Source organism: Candidatus Krumholzibacteriia bacterium (genome assembly GCA_030748535.1).
In the GTDB taxonomy this organism is placed as follows: Bacteria; Krumholzibacteriota; Krumholzibacteriia; order JACNKJ01; family JACNKJ01; genus JASMLU01.
Map to the genome: position 1 here is coordinate 1 of JASMLU010000019.1, position 19070 is coordinate 19070.

Annotated in this window: 17 protein-coding genes; 6 read left to right on the forward strand and 11 right to left on the reverse strand. The window is 58.2% G+C overall.

The features are described from left to right. The first annotated feature begins 145 nt into the window (after window positions 1–145). The gene (locus QGH30_09425) at window positions 146–1012 is read left to right on the forward strand and encodes a MazG nucleotide pyrophosphohydrolase domain-containing protein (protein MDP7022554.1); all 867 of its coding nucleotides are present in this window, start codon (window positions 146–148) and stop codon (window positions 1010–1012) included. Here the strand turns inward: QGH30_09425 and QGH30_09430 are convergent. From QGH30_09430 to QGH30_09455, 6 genes are all read right to left on the reverse strand, one after another. Further along, complete coding sequence (locus QGH30_09430; protein ID MDP7022555.1) at window positions 1009–1965, reverse strand: hypothetical protein; 957 nt, start codon at window positions 1963–1965, stop codon at window positions 1009–1011. The two genes, QGH30_09425 and QGH30_09430, sit on opposite strands and share 4 nt — an antisense overlap. Next, entirely contained in the window at window positions 1962–2273 is a 312-nt protein-coding gene (locus tag QGH30_09435; GenBank protein ID MDP7022556.1) for a DUF1844 domain-containing protein, read from the reverse strand. Before QGH30_09435 ends, QGH30_09430 begins: the two co-directional genes overlap by 4 nt. Before the next feature lie 13 nt (window positions 2274–2286). Beyond that, complete coding sequence (locus tag QGH30_09440) at window positions 2287–2853, reverse strand: XRE family transcriptional regulator (protein ID MDP7022557.1); 567 nt, start codon at window positions 2851–2853, stop codon at window positions 2287–2289. A gap of 8 nt (window positions 2854–2861) precedes the next feature. Beyond that, window positions 2862–3464 carry a cupin domain-containing protein gene (locus QGH30_09445; GenBank protein MDP7022558.1) on the reverse strand — a complete coding sequence of 201 codons (603 nt, stop codon included), beginning with the start codon at window positions 3462–3464 and terminating at the stop codon, window positions 2862–2864. A 67-nt stretch (window positions 3465–3531) separates the two neighbouring features. Then, complete coding sequence (locus QGH30_09450; protein ID MDP7022559.1) at window positions 3532–4539, reverse strand: CNNM domain-containing protein; 1008 nt, start codon at window positions 4537–4539, stop codon at window positions 3532–3534. Next, entirely contained in the window at window positions 4536–5780 is a 1245-nt protein-coding gene (locus tag QGH30_09455; GenBank protein ID MDP7022560.1) for a hemolysin family protein, read from the reverse strand. The genes QGH30_09450 and QGH30_09455 overlap by 4 nt, the downstream gene beginning before the upstream one ends. A gap of 204 nt (window positions 5781–5984) precedes the next feature. Between QGH30_09455 and QGH30_09460 the strand changes: the two genes are divergently transcribed. Genes QGH30_09460 through QGH30_09475 form a run of 4 tightly spaced genes read left to right on the forward strand, consistent with a single transcriptional unit; the run spans window position 5985 to window position 11697 of the window. After that, entirely contained in the window at window positions 5985–6998 is a 1014-nt protein-coding gene (locus QGH30_09460) for a glycosyltransferase family 9 protein (protein ID MDP7022561.1), read from the forward strand. Further along, complete coding sequence (locus QGH30_09465) at window positions 6995–8281, forward strand: glycosyltransferase N-terminal domain-containing protein (protein MDP7022562.1); 1287 nt, start codon at window positions 6995–6997, stop codon at window positions 8279–8281. Before QGH30_09460 ends, QGH30_09465 begins: the two co-directional genes overlap by 4 nt. A gap of 30 nt (window positions 8282–8311) precedes the next feature. Beyond that, window positions 8312–9643, forward strand: coding sequence for a hypothetical protein (locus tag QGH30_09470; protein MDP7022563.1), 1332 nt, complete (start codon window positions 8312–8314; stop codon window positions 9641–9643). Beyond that, on the forward strand, window positions 9640–11697 hold the full coding sequence (locus QGH30_09475) for a M1 family aminopeptidase (GenBank protein MDP7022564.1): 2058 nt from the start codon (window positions 9640–9642) through the stop codon (window positions 11695–11697). The genes QGH30_09470 and QGH30_09475 overlap by 4 nt, the downstream gene beginning before the upstream one ends. On the opposite strand, the gene nth is transcribed toward QGH30_09475, so the two are convergent. Continuing rightward, window positions 11694–12338: an endonuclease III gene (gene nth, locus QGH30_09480; protein ID MDP7022565.1), complete on the reverse strand. Its 645-nt coding sequence runs from the start codon at window positions 12336–12338 to the stop codon at window positions 11694–11696. The two genes, QGH30_09475 and nth, sit on opposite strands and share 4 nt — an antisense overlap. Before the next feature lie 44 nt (window positions 12339–12382). On the opposite strand from nth, the gene QGH30_09485 reads away from it, so the two are divergent. Further along, window positions 12383–12802 carry a secondary thiamine-phosphate synthase enzyme YjbQ gene (locus QGH30_09485; protein ID MDP7022566.1) on the forward strand — a complete coding sequence of 140 codons (420 nt, stop codon included), beginning with the start codon at window positions 12383–12385 and terminating at the stop codon, window positions 12800–12802. Here the strand turns inward: QGH30_09485 and acnA are convergent. From acnA to QGH30_09505, 4 genes are all read right to left on the reverse strand, one after another. Next, window positions 12799–15450, reverse strand: coding sequence for an aconitate hydratase AcnA (gene acnA / locus QGH30_09490; GenBank protein ID MDP7022567.1), 2652 nt, complete (start codon window positions 15448–15450; stop codon window positions 12799–12801). The two genes, QGH30_09485 and acnA, sit on opposite strands and share 4 nt — an antisense overlap. A 78-nt stretch (window positions 15451–15528) precedes the next feature. Further along, a complete protein-coding gene (locus QGH30_09495) occupies window positions 15529–16290 on the reverse strand; it encodes a succinate dehydrogenase/fumarate reductase iron-sulfur subunit (GenBank protein MDP7022568.1) in 762 nt (253 codons plus the stop codon). 9 nt (window positions 16291–16299) lie between these two features. Continuing rightward, entirely contained in the window at window positions 16300–18216 is a 1917-nt protein-coding gene (locus tag QGH30_09500) for a fumarate reductase/succinate dehydrogenase flavoprotein subunit (protein MDP7022569.1), read from the reverse strand. Then, window positions 18216–18893 carry a succinate dehydrogenase cytochrome b subunit gene (locus QGH30_09505; GenBank protein MDP7022570.1) on the reverse strand — a complete coding sequence of 226 codons (678 nt, stop codon included), beginning with the start codon at window positions 18891–18893 and terminating at the stop codon, window positions 18216–18218. Before QGH30_09505 ends, QGH30_09500 begins: the two co-directional genes overlap by 1 nt. Between the last annotated feature and the right edge of the window lie 177 nt (window positions 18894–19070).

Below are 19070 nucleotides of genomic sequence, written 5' to 3' on the forward strand. Positions count from 1 at the left end.
CCCCCTTGACACAGCGGTCCCATCCGCATATCCGCTGGCCAGCGAAATAAGTGATAAGGGGATTGTAGCAGAAGCGGAGCGGGGCTGCAATGGGGGCAAGTCTGGTCTTCATTGCAGTGAGGGCAATGCCGTGTTAGTTTCCGGCATGGCTCACTTTCCGGAAAAGGAACTTCGAAAGCTCTGGGGGACCCTGGAGACACTTCTTGCGCCCGGCGGCTGCCCCTGGGACCGCGAGCAGAGCTCGCTCGACATCAACCGGCACCTCATCGAGGAAGCCCACGAGTGGCGGGAAGCCATCGAGACGAAGCGGGCAGATCATCAGGCTGAGGAGATCGGCGATCTGGCCTACCTTCTCTTTTTCGCCCTGCAGAATCTACAGGCAGAAAAAGGGATCGAGGCGTCGAGCGCCCTTGCCGGCATCGACCGGAAGCTCCGCCGCCGTCACCCGGACCTTTTTGAAGGAAAGGGAGAGTCCCCCGAAACGGCCGAGGAGAGACTGCAGAGCTGGGAATCGGTCAAGCGAGAGGAACGAAGGGAGAAGGGAGAGGATCCCGGCCTTCTCAAGCCCCTGCCCCGCAGCATGGATACCCTGGCCCGTGCCTGGCAGTATCAGGAGAAGGCCGCTCGTGTGGGTTTTGACTGGCCGACACTCGACGGAGTTCTTGCAAAGCTCCGCGAGGAAATGGGCGAACTGGAAGAAGCCCTCTCGGAACTTCCCCGGGAAGTGCCTGATGGGCCAAGCCCTTCCCTGGCCTATCGAAAGACTCTTGAGGAGGACAAGCTCCCCCCCATCCAGGATGAAATCGGAGACCTGTTCTTTGTACTGGTGAATCTCTGCCGCTGGCTGGGACTAAGTGCCGAAGAAGTGGGAAATGCGTCGAACGAGAAGTTCCTTCGCCGCTTTGCCTGCATGGAAAAAGGCGTGGCAGGCCAGGGACTTGCTCTGGAAGAAACGGATCTCGACACCATGGAAGAGGCCTGGCGGGACTGCAAGAAGGCTGAAAGAGACTAACGCTCGATACCGAGGGTCACAGCCAGGCGCGGGTAGTGCGGTTCGAACGCCGTTTCCAGATCGTCCTGGGACAGGCAGAGATCGAAGACGGCCCAGCTTCTCCACTTCTCATTCACGGGCAGACGGAAGCCCAGAGCCAGTTGCCAGAGATTCTCCTGCAAGGCCATCCCCTCTTGCGGATCATAGCCTTCCCAGACCAGTTCCCCGAAGAGCCTCATGCCATCGGATCCCCTAAAGTCGAGAGCCAGACCCAGAAGCTCCTGTCGCTGCAATTCGCTTTCACCGTCTGGGGACGAGGGATGAAAAAAGTGAAAGACCGGCCAGGGCCCCTCCGGATCGTCGGCCACCGGAGTCCCCCAAGCCCGGCTGCTGTCCCGAAGTCGGAAGCCTGCCTGAAGGTGTAGCCAGGTCTCCGGGAAGTTGCGAGCGGTCGGCAACTTCCAGCTTGCCGAAGCAAGAAACTCCCGATCCTCGCTGTCACTGCCTGTTCCTGAATCCGGATTCCCCGTGCTGATCAGCCAATGGCCCTCCACTGCAAAATGGATTGACTCCATGGGCAGGGGAAGACGCAATCTCAGGGAAAGGTCACTGTCCCCGAGTCCTCCCCACTCCGGAAGCAGGGGATTCCAGTCTTCCACTTGGGAAAGAAGGGTCAGGGCGCTGTCGGCCGGAGCCGCCTCGCGTCGTCGAAGATACTGGTTGGATGCCGCGCTGATCTCGAGGATACCGCCGAGGCCGTAAGACAGGGTTTCACGCAGGTGATGCAAATGATAGCGGGAAGCGTTTTGCCAATCCTGGTAAAAGTAGCGCTGGGAAAAGGAGCCCTGCAGTCCGCTGTCCCGGAGGGATTCGGCAGAAACCATGCGATGGAGATCTCCCCCACCGGACCATCCGAAAGAGGCAAATGCGGAGGAAGAGAGAATGAGAAGAAGGGCCGCAAGGAGCCGCTTCAAGTTTCGTCTCCCGCAGGACTGGGCTCCTGTTCCTCTTCTTCGGATGCAGGCTCCTGCTTCGCCTCGTCCACGAAGTTCAGCCTCAGGTGAGTGAGGGCTTCCTGAAGGGCGCGGGCTTCCTCCTCGTTCAGGTTTCCCTTTGTCTTCCTTTCCAGAGACTCGAGAACCTCGATGGAGTAGCGGGCCGCATCCAGATTGCGCTCAACCTCGCCGGAAACCGGGTTGGCCATCTTGCCCATGTGCATGAGAGCCGCCTGCTGATGAGTCATGACAAGGCTCAGGAAATGAAAATCGCTCGTCGTTTCCACGACTGTCTCCTTCCTAGAAGTTCTCGAGACTGTGGCGCTGTGTGCTGACAAGGATCAGGTCGCAGTCCCGGCGACTGCCCGACTCGATCCGAACACCAAGAGCGCCGGTAAAGTGTACGCTGTCCCCTTCTTCCAGTTCGTGGCTGTCTTCTGTTCCGTCGAAACGGAACTGGCCACGCTCGCAAAGCAGGGTTACTTCCCCGGATGACATAGTGTCTTCGAACTCGAGGACGGACGAGGGTTCCAGATGAATCCGGAAGATCTGCAGATGCCCTCCGGGAATCCCGGCCGTCAGTGGCTGGTAGTAGCCTTCCGTCGAACGAAATTTCTTCTTTTCCCGATCCTCGAAACAGATCCGGCTGACATTTTCCAGACTTCGGGTTTCGAGGAAGAAAGAAGTGTCCTTGCCCAGGGCGCCGGAGATTCTCGAAAGTGCATTGATCGTGGGGCTGGTTTTGCCTCTTTCGATTTCCGAGATATGGGTTGCGGAAACATGGCTGAGGGCCTCGACCTGTTTGAGGGTCATGCCCCGGGCCTTGCGCATGCGCTTGATCCTGCCTCCCAGTTCCGTGATATCCATCATCTCTCCTAGATTTTGAAACTCGGCACGGTGACCACCCAGGCTTCGCAGGGGCCGTCGCCAATGTTCTCAATGCGGTGCGGACTGGACGCGTGATAATGAAGGCTGTCGCCCTCTTTGAGAACCTGTCGCTCATTGTCTACATTGACTTCCAGGATTCCCTTGAGCAGGAGAATAAACTCCTCGCCCTCATGTCGATTCACCTCGCCGGTCGCCACGGCACCCTTTTCCCAGGTCATCTTCATAAAGGAGATTCGGGAATGGGGAATGGAGCCGGACAAGGATTCGATCTCCACCGGGGGTTCCAGAAAACGGAAGCGGCGACGGTTATCCGCCTTGAGCAGGATAGAACTGGGCAGTTCATCCACCTCCACAAAATAGGAGGGTTCACTTCCCATGGCCCGGGCAATCCGGTCGAGAGCCCCCACCGTGGGGCTGCTCTTTCCTCTCTCGATTTCAGAGATATGGGTTGCCGAAACCCCGCTGCTCGCTTCGATGTTCTTGAGCGTCAGTTTCTTGGAAAGGCGAAAACGCTTCAGCCTCTCCCCGATTTCTGCCTTGCTGAGTTGCTCCACAATTCCCCCCTTTGACCCAATGAAAATAGGAACCATGAAGGAAATAGGCAAGATCCTGTAAGGAATTTCTGAATCCAGACTCTAAAATCAGATAAAGCCGAGGCTAATCCTGAATCTTGCGTGTTCCGCCGATGAGGGTCAACTCCGAGAGAAGGCTCTGAAGGGAGACCACGCCGATGTCGCGGCCCTGCAAATCGGTGACGACTGCGAATTTCCCGCGGGAAAGCTGCAGTTCATCAAGCAGGTCGAGGAGGCTTCGGGTTGCAGGAACCCGGCGAAGCGGCCTTCCCAGTTCCTTCAGGGGCAGGGACTCCTCCAGGCCAAGTAGGCTGAGCGTGGTGACAAAACCCTGAAGCTTGTCAGGGGAGCTTTCATAAAGAAAGGCCCGGGACATTCCCTTTTCAGAGAGCCTGCGAGCCAGAGGTCCGAGAGGGGCATCCAGGGAATGAATTTCGAACTGTGAAAGAGGCTGCATGAGGGATCGGGCGGTCAGGCGACTCATCAGGGCGATTCTCCGAATCCTCGCCTCCTCCACGGCCTCCACGGTTCCCTCCTCTCTTCCGCTTTCCAGATGCAAGCGAAGCTTTTCCCAGGAAAGACTCTCATCGTTTGCGGGCTTGCCTCCGGGAATCAGGCGCAGCAGAAGCCTCCCCGGAAGGTCGAGAAGCCAGAGAAGCGGAGCGAAGATCCAGCCGAGCAAGAGAAGAACGGGAGCCGCGAGTCGGGTCAGGCGGTCTGCATAGGCGCGCCCGATTCCCTTCGGAATTACTTCCCCAAAAAGAAGAACCAGTCCGGCGATCCAGGCCGTGGACAAGAGATCGACTCCCAGATCCGGAAGGTCGAGATCCTGCATTGCGAGTGCCTTTTCCGTCAGGATCATGGCGCTGACCGAAGCCAGAACATTGAAGAGATTGGTGCCGAAGAGCAAAAGCGCCAGCACCCTGCTGGGATGCCGGTAGAGCTTCTCTGCAAGGCCCGCAAGTTGTCTGCCTTCCTCCCGCTCTGCTCGTTGCCGCATCCGGTTGCTCGAAACCAGTGCGATCTCGCTCCCCGAAAACACGGCACTGCCCACCAGAGAGAGGAGGAGAAGAAGTGGCCAGAGCCCCGTCATGAGACACGCTCCAGCTTCAGGGTCTTCAGGGAGGGGCCTTTTGCATCCATCAGGGTCCAGCGAAAGCTCTCCAGAATGTGACTTTCCCCGACTTCGGGGACTTCTCCGAGACTGTCGAGGAGATAGCCCCCGAGAGTTTCCACATCCCGTCCGGCAAGCTTCAGGCCTGTCAGTTCTCGGGCGCGGGGAAGATCCATTCGGGCAGAGACAATGAAGGTGTTCTCATCAGGCATGAAGAAGCGCTGGCTCTCATAGTCCCGGCGGCTGAAAATCTCCCCAACCAGAACTTCAAAGAGGTCCTCCAGGCCCGCCAACCCGGAAAGCGCTCCATACTCGTCGATCACGAGTGCCTGACTCTCCCCCTCCTCAAGCAGTTCCACCAGAAGAGATCCTGCCGACTGGCTCTCGGGACAGAAGCGGGCCGGGCGGGCAAAGCGGGAAAGCGCTTCCTCGGAACTCTCGTGGCCCAGAAGATCTGTAGCCAGAAGAATTCCCGTGACCCGATCTGGCTGTTCCCGGTAAAGAGGCACATGCCGGAACCCCGCCTCCCGGATGGTCGGGAGAGCGGCCCGAACGGACATCGTGTCTTCGAGCAGAAATAGATCCATCCGCGGGATCATGGTGTCTTCTACCGGAGTGTCTTCCAGTTCGAACACCCCCCGGACAAGTTCGAACTCCTTCTCGTCGAGGCTCCCCTCCTCGACGGCCATTCTCATCAGGGCCAGCAAATCCTCTTCCTGCACTTCCGGAGGGTCGGCGGGAAGTCTTCGTACAAGTACACCCCGGACGGCAAGGCTGGCCGACTCCAGACGGGAGGAGAGAGGATCCAGAAAGCTCCGAAACATCAAGAGAGGTCGAGCGATCCGCAAGCTGAAGACTCTCGGGCGAAGAACCGCAAGAGTCTTGGGAAGCACTTCGCCGAAGACAAGAACGGTCAGCGTCACCGCAATCGTACCGGCCAGGGCACCCTGCCTCGGTCCCAGATGACGGATGAAGAGCCTTGTAGCCAAAACGGCCATGAGGATGTTCACCAGGGTATTCCCCAGAAGAATGGTGGCCAGCACTTCCTGTAGTCGATCCAGGTGCAGGGCGACTCTTCGTGAGGGCAGATCCTGTCGCTTCCGGATCAAGTGTCTCTCGGATGAACCCAGGGCAAAGAGTGCAGTTTCCGAACCCGAGAAAAAGGCGGACAGGCCCAGGAGGGTGAAAAGGGCGATCATCAGCGCAAGGTCCACGATCATCCCGCTATCCTCCACTCGGGGGCACTGCGCAGGATTGGCTCGCAGATCTGCCTGTGAAAATGGAACTCAAAATGCTAATCATCGTCTCCGATCCCCCGAAGCTTCTGTCTTCCGGGATCACTTGTCAAGCTCGCTCCGCCTTGACTCCCGTGCAAGGCTCGCCTAGAATCCGCAATCCAAAGCGAGGCCATCCTGCGAAACCTGATGATTCGATTCGGAGCTCTGGGAGATCTGCTTCTCACTCTCCCCACCCTGGAGGCGCTCTCCCGTCAAGGTGAGTCCGTGGATTTCCTTTGCCGGGAACGATATTCCAGCCTTCTCCGCCCCCTCCCCTGGATCCGCCGACTGTGGACCCTTCCCGAAGGAAGCGGCCTCTTTGCCCTTCGCGAGCTTTCCCGGAACCTGGAGTCGGAACACTATGACCGGGTTTTTGACCTCCACGGCAACCTCCGAAGCCGCAGCCTTCGCCTGATGATGGCCGGTAGCGGAAGCCGCTGGCAGGAAAGTCCCCGGAGTTCACTCTACCGGCGCTTGCTTGTCCTCGCTCCCGATGCCCTTCGTCCAGGCCTGCGGAGACGGCCCTTTATCCCTGTTGCCGAGCGGCACCTCCTTCTGCTGGAAAAGGAAGGCTATTCGAAATCTCCGGAACCCCGCCCCCTTTACCCGCTGTCAAAGGCCCTGCTGGATGAGGCCCGCTGCCGCCTGGATGCCGCCGGCTTCCCCGAGGACTGCCCTCCCCTGGCTCTGGCTCCCTCTGCCGCCTGGCCCACGAAGATCTGGCCACACTTTGACCGGCTTCTCGAAATCCTCCCGGACTCCCTACCGATTCTTCTTTTGGGAGGATCTGCAGAAAGGGAGATCTGTGAAAGCCTCTCCGCCCGGGCTCGCCAGAAAACGATTTCGGTGACTTCTGAGGAGGATCTTTCAAAAGTCGCCGCCCTTCTCTCCTGCTCCTGCACTCTGGTCTCTGCGGACTCCGGTCTGGCCCATCTTTCGGAAGCTGTCGGCAGACCTTCCCTCGTTCTCTTCGGCCCCACGGTTCCCCAGTTTGGCTTTCCACCCCGCCTTCCCGGAAGTGTCCTCCTTGAAAAGGATCTGCCCTGCCGTCCCTGCTCTCTGCATGGGAAGAAGCCCTGCAGGAAAACCCGACGGGACTGCCTGGAGGGAATCCCCGCAGAAGCCCTCCGGGATGCTCTGCTTGAGGGAGGGCTTCTGTGATTTTCCTCTACCGGCTGCTTTCCCCTCTCCTTCTCTCGCTTCTTCCGCTACTGGCTCTCTTCTCTCCCAAGCTGGCGGCCACTCTCCGCTGGAGAAGGGAGTTCTCTTCCCGGCCTCTTCCCTCCGTAGGGAATCCCGAATCTCCGGGATTCTGGATTCATGCAGCCAGTGCCGGTGAACTGGAGCAGGCACGACCGCTCATCGAGGACATTCGCAGGCGCCTTCCTTCGGCACGCATTCTCCTGAGCCTGGGTTCCATTTCCGCACGGCCCGCAAAGGATCAGGTGGAAGGCTGCAACCATGTGATCCCCCTTCCCGCTGACCGGCCCGGCAGGATGCGCTCCCTGATCCAGAGCTTCCGCCCCCGGGCCATTCTGATTGTAAAGTGGGATCTCTGGCCCCACATGCTTCTGGAAAGCCACCGGGCAGGAGTACCGGTCTTTCTCCTTGGCGCCGTCCTGTCTCCCCGTTCGGGGCGGGCTCGCTGGCCGACGCGCCTTCTCTATCTCAGACTGCACAATCTTCTGGAATGGGTGGACGCAGTCAGCGAGGAAGACGGACAGGTCTTTCTTGACCTGGGACTTCCCCCTTCCCGCCTGTATGTCAGCGGAGATCCCCGCTTTGACCGTGTTCTGTCAAGAATTCAGGAGAGACTCCCCCACGCACTGATGGATGTCCCTCCCTTCGAGCAATGTCTGCTGGCCGGAAGCACCTGGCCCGTCGAGGAGAACCTGATCCTCGACGCCTATGCAGCGATCTCCCGTGAATTCCCTTCGTCCAGACTTTTCCTTGTTCCCCATGAACCGACAGAGAGCGCGCTTCAGCGTCTGGAGGAAGCCGCCCGGGAGCGCGGGTTCCCGGTTTCCCGCCTCTCTCGATCCACAGGTCTGGAAGCCGGCGCTCTCTTGCTGGGAGATGTAAAGGGCCAGCTCTCCGAGTTGTATTCACAGGCGGAGATTGCTTATGTGGGAGGAGGATTCACGAGCGGTGTCCACAGTGTGCTGGAGGCGGCAGCACAGGGAATACCGCTTCTCTTCGGCCCCGGAATCGACCGGGCTGTGGAAGCCCGGGGCCTGCTGGAAGCCGGGGCAGCGTACATGGTCTGCAGCGGGGAAGACCTGAAATCCCACTGGAGGGAACTCCTTGGCAATCGGCCACTTCGAAATTCGATGGGGAACAGGGCCCGCCGTTTCACGGAAGCCGGAAGCGGGGCGAGTCAGCGAAGTCTGGAGCATCTCTATCACCGCCTGAATCTCCCTGACAAGAGTCGGGAAAAAGTGTAGGTTCCCAGCGGATTCAATTCGGGAGTTATAATGAAGATCCTCACGCTGTTTGCACTCATGCTTCTTGCCCTGCCCGCCCTGGCCGACAATCTGGTCGCCGTTCTGGAACTGAACGATCTGGGGAATCTGGACAAGTCCTCCCGCAACTCTCTGGACCAGTCGATCCGGGAGGAGATCGCAGCGGCTCTTCCCAAGGCAAGCTGGAGTATCCTGCCTCTTGCCATCACCAGAAGCCGGCTTTTGGAGGCTGGACTCAGCGCTGGAGATTGTCAGGAGGATGCCTGCTTTGTTTCCCTGGGAAAGGAACTGGGAGTGCGCCTTCTCATCGCACCCTACTTCCGGGAAGGAGCCAGGGACTTCAAGATTCTCCTGAAGCTCTACGATTCCCGCAGCGAAAAACTGGAAGCCTTTGTCCGGGTTTCCGGAACTGACCTGAAGTCGCTTCTCAACGATCTTCCGGATCCCTGTTTCCGTCTCTTCCACTCCTACCGGGTTCAGACAGAAAACAGCCCTGAAGAAAAGGTCCGGCAGAAAATCACTTCCATCGCGCCCATTCTTCCTGAAGGAGGCATCGACCACCGCCAGAGGATCCCGGAAGCCGTCGCGGAAATTCCGGACTTGAAACGCTTCGCCTTTGGCCCCCAGGTCGCCACCTATTCGGGGCCAAGCCATGAGAGCCTTCTCTCTCACATCAATGTGGGAATGAGCAGGATGGAGGGGGGAAGCCCCAGTGCTCCTTTTCGGGATCTGCCGGTGGGCGTTCCCTTTGGATTTGGCGCACTCTGGAGGATCAAGCCTCCGGTGGCCCTCGAAGCCAATTACAGCTATGCCAGCTTCGAAACCAGCACCTCCTTTCTCCCCCACGAATGGGAATCTCCGCGTTCCCTGAACACCCAACTCCACGAACTTCGCTTCGCTTTCCAGTACGGGCTGGATTTCGTCCGCTCCCGAGCGGTAGAACCCTACCTGGGGGGCGGCGTGAGTTTTCTTCATGCAAGAAGTCTGCTGGAAATTGACCTCCTCAATATCAACGAGGTCACGGAAAACCAGGACGATCCGGGAAGCCCCATCCTTCCCGACCGGCATTTCAGGGTCGAGTCGAAGGACACTTCTCTCGGCGCGGTGGCCTTCGTGGGTCTTCGCTACCGCCTTTCCCCCCAGGCTTTTCTTCAGGCCGAACTGATGGGGACCATGGGACAGATCACCCAGAATTTCGAATATGAAGGCAGCCTGCAGTACATCGCCCCCGGATCTCCCCCTGAGCTTTTCGATGACCCGGAAGTGAATGACATCCTCTGGGGCTCCTATCCCCTGAACCTCAATGGAATGAAACTGTCCCTTTCCCTTCGATTCGAGCTATGAAAACTGCACTGATTGCACTGCTACTTCCCCTTTCCCTCCTTGCTTCCGGCGAGCCGTCCATTGACAAGTTGCGGGAAGCCCCCACTTGCCGGGGACGCTCGGGGCATCTGGACCGGGGCGGAGAGAGTGGTCCGGGGCAGAGTGAGTGGCGGGCCCGCTACTATGAAATCGATGGCCTTCTCGATTTCGATGCCGAGCGCATGGACGGGAATCTTCGCGCCTGGCTCACCCCGGAAGAGACGGCCGACAGTCTCGTTCTCGATGCCCTGTGGAACATGGAGATCCACTCGGTTCTCATCGATGGAGCAGAAGCGGACTGGTTCCATGACGGAAGCGAAAGGCTTAGCATCTCCACACAGGACATCGAAGTGGGGATCGAGCACCTGATCGAAGTGGATTACGAAGCATTTGAAAACACCGACTACTTTGGCGCCTTTGTTTTCGCTTCCTACGAAGACGAGGAAGTCACCCACCCCATCGCCTATACCATGACCGAAACCCAGTACGCGGGAAGCTGGTGGCCCTGCATCGACCGCCTGGATCACAAGCCGGACTCTGTCTCCCTTCGTATCACGGTCCCGGATACGCTGGTCGTGGCTTCCAATGGAACCCTGGACGAGTTGCTGGATCATGGCGATGGAAGCAGAACCTACCACTGGACCGAACGGCATCCGATTGCCACCTACCTCGTTTCCATTACGGTGTCGAACTACCTCCAGCCCGACCTCGATGGCTTGCCCTGGACCGACTGGTATCACTTTGAGGACGGGGACAGCATGCCCATGACCTGGTTCATCTGGCCCCGGGATGAGGAGGGTGCCGCCACGAGCCTTCCCTGGACTCACGACATGATGGACTGCTTTCGAGCACGCTTCGGGGAGTATCCCTTCCGGGACGAGAAGTACGGAGTGGCGGAGTACCGTTTCATGGGAGGCATGGAGCATCAGACCATCAGCAGTCTCGGCTCGGTAACGATCACCAGCGTGGACTCCATCTCCCATGTTTCTCCCCATGAACTGGCGCACCAGTGGTTTGGAGATCATGTCACCTGTGCAACCTGGGAAGATGTCTGGCTGAACGAAGGCTTCGCCACTTATTCAGAAGCTCTCTACTACGAGCACTTCGGTCGCTGGAGTCCCGGAGACTACCTCTACGAACGGCGCCACTTCGACTACTTCCCGGTTCCGGTTTACACCTCCGAAGATCCCTTCTCCGCTCCGGCGGCCTGGAGTGTCTACTACAAAGGCGCCTGGGTTCTGCACATGCTCCGGGGACGCCTGCGACACCTCTTCGATGAAGGAGGCGAGGATTTCGCTTTCGGGGAAAGCCGGGGCGACTCCCTCTTCTATGAAGTACTGGAAAGCTGGGCACAGGATTCTCCCGCCTCGGCGGGAACCGGCACGACCGAGCAGTTTCAATCGCATGCGGAGTCCCTGACAGGACTTGACCTGGAGAGCTTCTTCCAGAACTGGGTCTATGGGCTCGGGCGTCCTTACTACTATTACGAGTGGACCTGTGTAGAGGACTGGGCGGGATGGAGACTGGATCTGAGGTTGCAACAGGTTCAGAACGGCTCTCTATTTGACGAGCCTCTTGACCTTCATCTGGGTTTCGGATCCGGGGAAAACGATACGATCATCACCGTGCTGCCGGACGCAGAGAGCCAACTCTACAGTTGGACCTTTGGAGAAGAGGTCACATCCCTGGACCTCGATCCGCTACATCGCATTCTCAATCACCCCATCGAGGGAGTGATCGGCGACGGCCCCTTCAGCATGCAACAGTCTTTCCCGAATCCTTTCAGTCCGAGTAGCCCCTGCCGCATTCTCCTCAGCATGCGGGAGGAGCTCGATCTCAAGCTCGCCATTTACGATGTCTCCGGTCGCCTGGTCCGGCTTCTCCATGACAAGCCCACGCCTCCTGAGACCTATGAGTTTAACTGGGATGGAAGGGATGACCGGGGAAACTGGCAGTCCTACGGTGTGTTTCTCGTTGTGGCCAGCACCGGAAACTGGATGGAAAGCCGCAAAGTCGTCTTTTTGCCCGGCCGCTAGAGTCGCTTCGGGCAGAGTTCCGCAAGACTGCAGTTCTCGCAGTCCGGCTTTCGGGAAGAACAGACCTGTCGTCCGTGCTGGATCAACTGGTGTCCGAGAAGAACCCAGCTGTCGGGGTCAAAGAGACCACAGAGTTCCTTTTCCACTTTCACCGGATCACTTTCCCTGCTCAGGCCCAAACGGCGCGAAAGGCGTCCCACATGAGTGTCCACCGGGAAACCGGGAAGCTGAAACGCATTTCCCAGAATCACATTGGCGGTCTTCCGACCCACGCCCCCCAGCTTGACGAGTTCCTCCATTTGACAGGGAACTTCTCCGCCATGATCCCTTAGCAGGGAATCGGCGGCGGCCTTCAGGTTTCTGGCCTTGTTGCGGAAGAACCCTGTTGAGCGGATCAGTTCTTCCAGTCGCAGAAGGGGGAGCTTCTGCAGGCCGGCAGCATCGGGAGCTTCGGCAAAGAGGGCGGGAGTCACAAGGTTGACCCTCTCGTCCGTGCATTGCGCACTGAGAACGGTGGAAACCAGTAGTTGAAAGGGAGTCTGAAAGTTCAGGCTACAACTGGCATCGGGATAGAGGCGATTCAGTTCATCACGAATCGCCTCGGCTCGCTGAACTTTCTTCTTGCGACTTTCCCGGGACATGGACAGAACTTAGTGGCAAGCAATCACGAGAGCAAGGAGGCAGTATGAAGATCATCACCCGGGAAATTTCCTGTTCCACACAGGGCGATGGCGACACGAAAGACCTCGGAGAAAGCCTGGAGAGAATCCTGAAGGAAAGTGCCCTGCAAGAAGGCATGGCACATCTTTTCATCGGAGGCTCGACGGCCGGGATCACGACCCTTGAATTCGAGCCGGGAGTCGTGGAGGATCTGGCCGGGGTATTCGAGGAGATAGCTCCCCGCAATCGGGACTGGAAACATCATCAGCGCTGGGGAGATCACAATGGACACAGCCATGTGCGCTCGGCGCTTCTCGGCCCGTCCCTGTCACTCCCCTTCCGGAATGGGAGACTGGCACTGGGAACATGGCAGCAGGTGGTCCTCATCGACTTCGATGAGATGCCACGCGAAAGGAAGGTGCTCGTCCAGCTACAGGGGATCTAGTCGGAAGCCATTCTCCGAAGCACCGAATGCAGGATGCCCCCGTGACGGTAGTAGTCGATCTCCACGGGAGTATCCAGGCGCAGAACCACCTCGAATTGCTTTTCGCTTCCATCTTCAGAGCGGGCAGAGACCCTGAGTTTCTCCCCCGGCTTCAGGGAGTCGTGGAGACCTTCAATATCGAAGAGCTCTCTCCCCGTGAGCCCCAGGCTCCTGTGTGAATCACCTTCCTGGAACTGAAGGGGAAGAACCCCGAAGCCGGCCAGATTGCTGCGGTGGATCCGCTCGAAGCTCTCGGCAATCACCGCACGAATTCCCTGCAGGCTGGTCCCCTTGGCCGCCCAGTCGCGGCTTGAGCCCGTTCCGTACTGCTTGCCGGCAAGAACGACCAGGGGCGTCTTCTCTTCACGGTAGCGTTCGGCAACTTCCCAGACGGACATCTGCTCGCCGCTGGGAATGTGCAGGGAGTATCCCCCTTCAACTCCATCAAGGATCTCGTTGCGGATCCGGATGTTGGCAAAGGTTCCCCGCATCATGACCTCATGGTTCCCTCTCCGGGATCCATAGCTGTTGAAATCGCGGTCTTCGACACCCATGTCCCGCAGGTAAGTGGCCGCAGGGCTGTCCTTCGCAATGACACCGGCCGGTGATATGTGATCGGTCGTAACGCTGTCTCCCAGCATGAGAAGGCAGCGAGCGGATTGGACCGCTTCGATGGACGAAGGTTCCGGCTGAAGATGCAGAAAGAAACTCGGCTCGCGAATGTAGCTGCTGTCTTCATCCCATTCGAAGAGTTGCCCTTCGGGAACCTCGATTGCATTCCAGGTTTCATTGGAATCAAAGACATCACGGTATGCTTCCCGGAACTGCTCCGAACCGAGAGAGGACTCCATGAGATTTCGGACTTCATCATTGGAGGGCCAGATGTCCCGAAGGAAAACACCGTCAGCAATGGCTTCCGTCTCAAAATCAATGTCCACACGGCCAGCCAGTGCATAGGCCACCACCAGAGGAGGGCTGGCCAGATAGTTCGCGCGGGTATGCGGGCTGACCCGCCCTTCGAAGTTGCGGTTCCCGCTGAGAACTCCGGCAACGACCAGGTCCTTCTGCTCGACCTCCCTGCGAACCTCTTCGGGCAGGGGGCCGGAATTGCCGATACAGACAGCGCAACCGTAGCCCACGGTATGGAACTTCAGTTTCTCCAGCGAAGAGCTCAGGCCCGCCTTGTCCAGATAGCTGCTGACAACACGACTCCCGGGAGCAAGGCTGGTCTTGACCCAGTCGGGAACACGAAGCCCCTTCTCCACGGCATTTCTTGCTAAAAGTCCCGCAGCAATCAGAACGCCGGGATTGCTGGTGTTGGTGCAGGAAGTAATGGCGGCAATCACCACAGAGGCATTGCCGAGTTGCTTCTCCCCCGCATCATTGCGGAGTTGCTCTGCCTGCTCCGGATATCGCTCGTCCAGAAGCTTCCGGAACCCGGAGGGCATGTCTGTCAGGGAGATGCGATCCTGGGGACGGGCTGGGCCGGCAAGGGAAGCTTCCACCGTGGAAAGATCCAGTTCCAGAGTTTCGCTGAACTGAGGTTCCTCGCCGCTGGCAAAGAGACCCTGCTCTCTGGAATACCTCTCAACCCGGTCTATCAATTCCTCGCTGCGCCCGCTAAGGCGCAGGTAGTCGAGTGTCATATCGTCCACCGGGCAGAATCCAACCGTTGCACCGTACTCCGGTCCCATATTGGCAAGAGTCGCTCGATCTGCGAGCGAGAGGGCAGCATAGCCCGGGCCGCAGTATTCAACAAACTTGCCCACCACTCCATGCTCCCGGAGTTTCTCCGTCACCGTCAGCACGAGATCCGTAGCAGTTCTGCCTTCGGGCAGTTGCCCCTGGAGGCGCATCCCCACCACAGCTGGAAGAAGCATGCTGATGGGCTCTCCCAACATCACGGCCTCGGCCTCGATGCCGCCGACGCCCCAACCCAGAACGCCAAGACCGTTGATCATGGTCGTGTGACTGTCGGTTCCCACCAGACTGTCCGGGTAGAGAAGGGGCAAGCCCTCGCCCGGGTCCTGGCGAACCACTTCCGCCAGAAACTCCAGGTTCACCTGATGCACGATTCCGGTTGCGGGGGGAACGACCCGGAAATTGTCAAAGGAGCGGGTTCCCCAGCGCAGAAACTCATAGCGCTCCCGGTTCCTTTTGAACTCCAGGTCCGAGTTCAGTTGCAGGGCTTCCGGACTTCCGAAATGATCCACCTGAACGGAATGGTCAATGACCAGATCCACGGGAACCCCGGGATTGACGCGAGAGGGATCCCCACCCAGGCGGCTCATCGCACTTCGAAGAGCGGCCAGGTCCACCACACTCGGCACTCCCGTGAAATCCTGCAGAATGACACGAGAGGGGCGGAAAGGAATCTCCACCGGAGCCGTATTGTCGGGGCTCCAGGAGGCAATGCGGAGGACATCCTCGTCCCGGATCCGGAAGCCGTCGTTCAGGCGAAGGGCCGCTTCCAGCAGGATCTTGATGCTTCGGGGAAGGTGCTGGACATTGGCAAGGTTCTGTTTTTCCAGATTCTCCAGACGATAGATTTGTGCTTCGCCGGAAGAGAGAGAAATGCGGTCGAGAGTTTGCAGACAATCCCTGTTCATCGTCAATCTCCTGAAAGAATGGGGGTATTCAATAAGGCAAGACTCCCTCTCCATTTCAAGAAGAGGGAGTCTGAGCGTCTAGCCCTGGGTGAGTGCGGCCTTGAAGAACTCGCGCCTCATCTTGGCAATGTGTTCGATGGAAATCGACTTCGGACAAACCGCCTCGCATTCCCCATGATTGGAACAGGCACCGAAGCCTTCTTTATCCATTTGCCCGACCATCGCCAGTGCGCGACGCAGACGCTCCGGCTCTCCCTGGGGGAGGAAGGCAAACTGTGAAATCCTTGCGCTCACAAAAAGAGAGGCGGAGGCATTGGGGCAGGCCGCAACACAAGCACCGCATCCCACACAGGATGCTGCATCCATGGCCCGGTCAGCCATTTCCTTGGCAATGGGAACCGCATTCGCGTCGGGAGCGGATCCAACATTGCCGGAAACGAAGCCCCCCGCCTGCTGTATTCTGTCGAAAGACTTGCGATCCACGACAAGGTCCTTGATGACCGGGAAGGGGCGCGCGCGCCAGGGCTCCACAACCACCGTTCCTCCATCGGGGAAATGCCGAACCCGGATTTCACAGGTCGTGACCCCTCCCTTCGGCCCGTGTGCCACACCCTGAATGTTCAGACCACAGGTTCCACAGATTCCCTCCCGGCAATCGCTGTCGAACTCAATGGCCTCTCCTCCTTCCCGTACAATCTGCTCATTCAGAAGGTCGAGCATTTCCAGAAAGGACATGTTCCGGTCGAGGTCGTCCATCCGGTAATCCACCAGACCACCCTTTACATCGGGTCCCGCCTGGCGCCAGATCTTCAGGTTCAGCGACATGGTGTTCTTGCTCATCACGCCTCCCTACTTGTAACTGCGCGTCGTCGGGGTGACATTCTCAAACTCCAGCTCTTCCTTGTGCATGACCGATTCCTTTCCTTCCCCTTCGTACTCCCAGGCAGATACGAAGCTGAAGTTCTCGTCATCACGGAGAGCCTCCCCCTCCTCGGTCTTGTGTTCTTCACGGAAGTGCCCACCGCAGGACTCTTCCCGCATGAGAGCGTCCTTTGCCATCAACTCCCCGAGTTCAAGGTAATCGGAAAGCCGACCCGCCATTTCGAGTTGCTTGTTGAAGTCATCTGACTCGCCGCTCAGTTTCAGATTCTGACCGAACTCCTCGCGAATCCCCTGAATCTCTCCGATGGCCTCTTTCAGACCTTCCCCATTACGGCTCATGCCCACCTTGTCCCACATGACACGGCCCAGCTCCCAGTGAAGCTCCCGAACCGTCTTCTCTCCCTTGATGGAAAGGAGATGATCGACACCCTTCCTTACCGAATCCTCTGCTTCGGCAAAGGCATCATGATCGGTGGAAACTTCCGGCAGCTCCGTTGAGGCCAGATAGTGGGCGATGGTTCTCGGGGCAACGAAGTAGCCATCGGCAAGACCCTGCATCAGCGCGCTTGCACCCAGGCGGTTTGCGCCGTGATCGGAGAAGTTCGCTTCTCCTGCAACATGAAGTCCCGGAATCGTGCTCTGGAGATTGTAATCCACCCAGAGCCCGCCCATGGTGTAGTGGGGTGCCGGATAGATACGCATCGGCACTTCGTAGGGATTCTCCGCAGTAATCTCCTTGTACATGTCAAAGAGATTCCCGTAGCGATCGCGAATCACGTCTTCGCCCAAGCGGGAGATGGCATCGGAGAAGTCCAGATTCACCGCGTAGGGCGTACTCCCCACACCGCGTCCCTCATCACAGACGACCTTGGCTGCACGGGCCGCAATGTCACGGGGAACGAGATTTCCAAAGGCGGGATATCTTCTCTCAAGGAAGTAATCCCTTTCCTCTTCACGGATCTGTCTCGGATCGCGCTTGTCATCCACCTTCATCGGGACCCAGACCCGCCCGTCATTGCGAAGGCTCTCGCTCATAAGCGAGAGCTTTGACTGGAAATCGCCGGCCTTGGGAATCGCAGTCGGGTGAATCTGCGTAAAACAGGGATTGGAGAACCAGGCCCCCCGTTTGTGTGCCCTCCAGGCGGCCGTTGCATTGGAGTTCACGGCATTGGTGGAAAGGAAGAAGACCGGAGAATAGCCGCCGGTGGCGAGCAGCACCGCATCGGCGGAAAAACGCTCCAGCATGCCGGTCACCAGATCGCGGGTGATAATGCCGCGGGCCTTGCCATCCACAATGACCAGATCCAGCATCTCCCGTCGTTCGAACATTTTCACAGTCCCCGCGCCTACCTGCCTCATCAGGGCACTGTAGACACCGAGCAGGAGCTGTTGGCCGGTTTGCCCTCGTGCATAGAAGGTCCGGGAAACCTGCACGCCACCGAAAGAACGGTTTGCCAGTGTGCCCCCGTACTCACGGGCAAAGGGAACGCCCTGGGCCGTGGACTGGTCGATGATGTTCGCGCTCAATTCGGCAAGACGATAGACATTTGCCTCTCTGGCCCGATAGTCCCCGCCCTTGATCGTGTCATAGAAGAGACGCCAGACGCTGTCTCCATCGTTCTGGTAGTCCTTCGCCGCATTGATACCACCCTGTGCAGCAACGCTGTGGGCGCGTCGGGATGTATCCTGAATGCAGAAGTTCAGGACATTGTATCCGAGTTCACCCAGAGTTGCAGCGGCTCCTCCGCCGGCCAACCCGGCTCCCACCACGATTACCGAGAACTTCCTGCGGTTTGCAGGAGCAACCAGTTTTGATTCGTTCTTGTGCTGTTCCCACTTGCCCTCAAGGGGTCCACCAGGAATCTTTGCATCCAGTTTCGTCATCAGTGACCTCCTGTCGTAACGGGGTCGACGAAGAAATAGAGGTAGAGCGGCGGCATGAGAAAGCCAAGCGCAAGGAGAATCGCCAGAACAAGTCCAAGGCTGTACAGAAGGGGCATCCACCGTCGGTTGTTCCAGCCCATCGACTGGAAAGCGCTCCAGAACCCGTGCCTCAGGTGAAAGCCCAGCAATAGCATCATCAGGACATAGGCCATCGTAATACGAAGATCCTTGAATGCCGTGAGAACCACCGCGTAGAGATCCTTCATCTGCGTGCCGTCAGGCAGGGTGATGATCCTTGCACCCCCATATTTAAACATCTTCACATGCAGGACGATGAAGAGAAGGAGCAGAAGCCCCGTGTAGATCATCGTGGTCGACGAAAAGGTCTTCCGACTCTCCCCTCCGGCATTCTTCGACTTCTTGTACTTCACCGGACGGGCCCGGTTCTTGTCAAAGAGAGCCACTGCGACCGCTGCAGTGATGTGTATCAGCAGGAGCAGGATCAGGCCGGCTTCGAAGGCATAGACCAGCATGCCGTGAAGCGCGTGCTCCAGGAAGTGGGCATAGTGGTTCAGGGCATGGGGACCCATGTACAGGGTCAAATTGCCGAGAAGGTGAACGACAAGGAAAAGAAAGAGCGCGAGTCCCGTAAACCCGGTGAGGTACTTCTTGCCCACCGAACTCCAGAACCTAGGACCTTGACTACTCATTGTGAAACGCCCCCGTTTGATTGCGGATGCTTTCAGACTAGAGCCTTGTGAAAAGAACCGCAACCCCAAGGTTGTGCCTCTGAGAATGTATCTGGCCTTCTTCCTGCCCTCTGTAGGACATGGAGAAGCTATCACTACAGGATC

Bases quoted from the DNA above. Each gene is read 5' to 3' on its own strand.
- QGH30_09425 (MDP7022554.1), top strand. From the start codon at position 146: ATGGCTCACTTTCCGGAAAAGGAACTTCGAAAGCTCTGGGGGACCCTG.
- QGH30_09440 (MDP7022557.1), bottom strand. From the start codon at position 2,853: ATGGATATCACGGAACTGGGAGGCAGGATCAAGCGCATGCGCAAGGCC.
- QGH30_09445 (MDP7022558.1), bottom strand. From the start codon at position 3,464: ATGGTTCCTATTTTCATTGGGTCAAAGGGGGGAATTGTGGAGCAACTC.
- QGH30_09450 (MDP7022559.1), bottom strand. From the start codon at position 4,539: ATGACGGGGCTCTGGCCACTTCTTCTCCTCCTCTCTCTGGTGGGCAGT.
- QGH30_09455 (MDP7022560.1), bottom strand. From the start codon at position 5,780: ATGATCGTGGACCTTGCGCTGATGATCGCCCTTTTCACCCTCCTGGGC.
- QGH30_09460 (MDP7022561.1), top strand. From the start codon at position 5,985: ATGATTCGATTCGGAGCTCTGGGAGATCTGCTTCTCACTCTCCCCACC.
- QGH30_09470 (MDP7022563.1), top strand. From the start codon at position 8,312: ATGAAGATCCTCACGCTGTTTGCACTCATGCTTCTTGCCCTGCCCGCC.
- QGH30_09475 (MDP7022564.1), top strand. From the start codon at position 9,640: ATGAAAACTGCACTGATTGCACTGCTACTTCCCCTTTCCCTCCTTGCT.
- nth (MDP7022565.1), bottom strand. From the start codon at position 12,338: ATGTCCCGGGAAAGTCGCAAGAAGAAAGTTCAGCGAGCCGAGGCGATT.
- QGH30_09485 (MDP7022566.1), top strand. From the start codon at position 12,383: ATGAAGATCATCACCCGGGAAATTTCCTGTTCCACACAGGGCGATGGC.
- acnA (MDP7022567.1), bottom strand. From the start codon at position 15,450: ATGAACAGGGATTGTCTGCAAACTCTCGACCGCATTTCTCTCTCTTCC.
- QGH30_09495 (MDP7022568.1), bottom strand. From the start codon at position 16,290: ATGAGCAAGAACACCATGTCGCTGAACCTGAAGATCTGGCGCCAGGCG.
- QGH30_09500 (MDP7022569.1), bottom strand. From the start codon at position 18,216: ATGACGAAACTGGATGCAAAGATTCCTGGTGGACCCCTTGAGGGCAAG.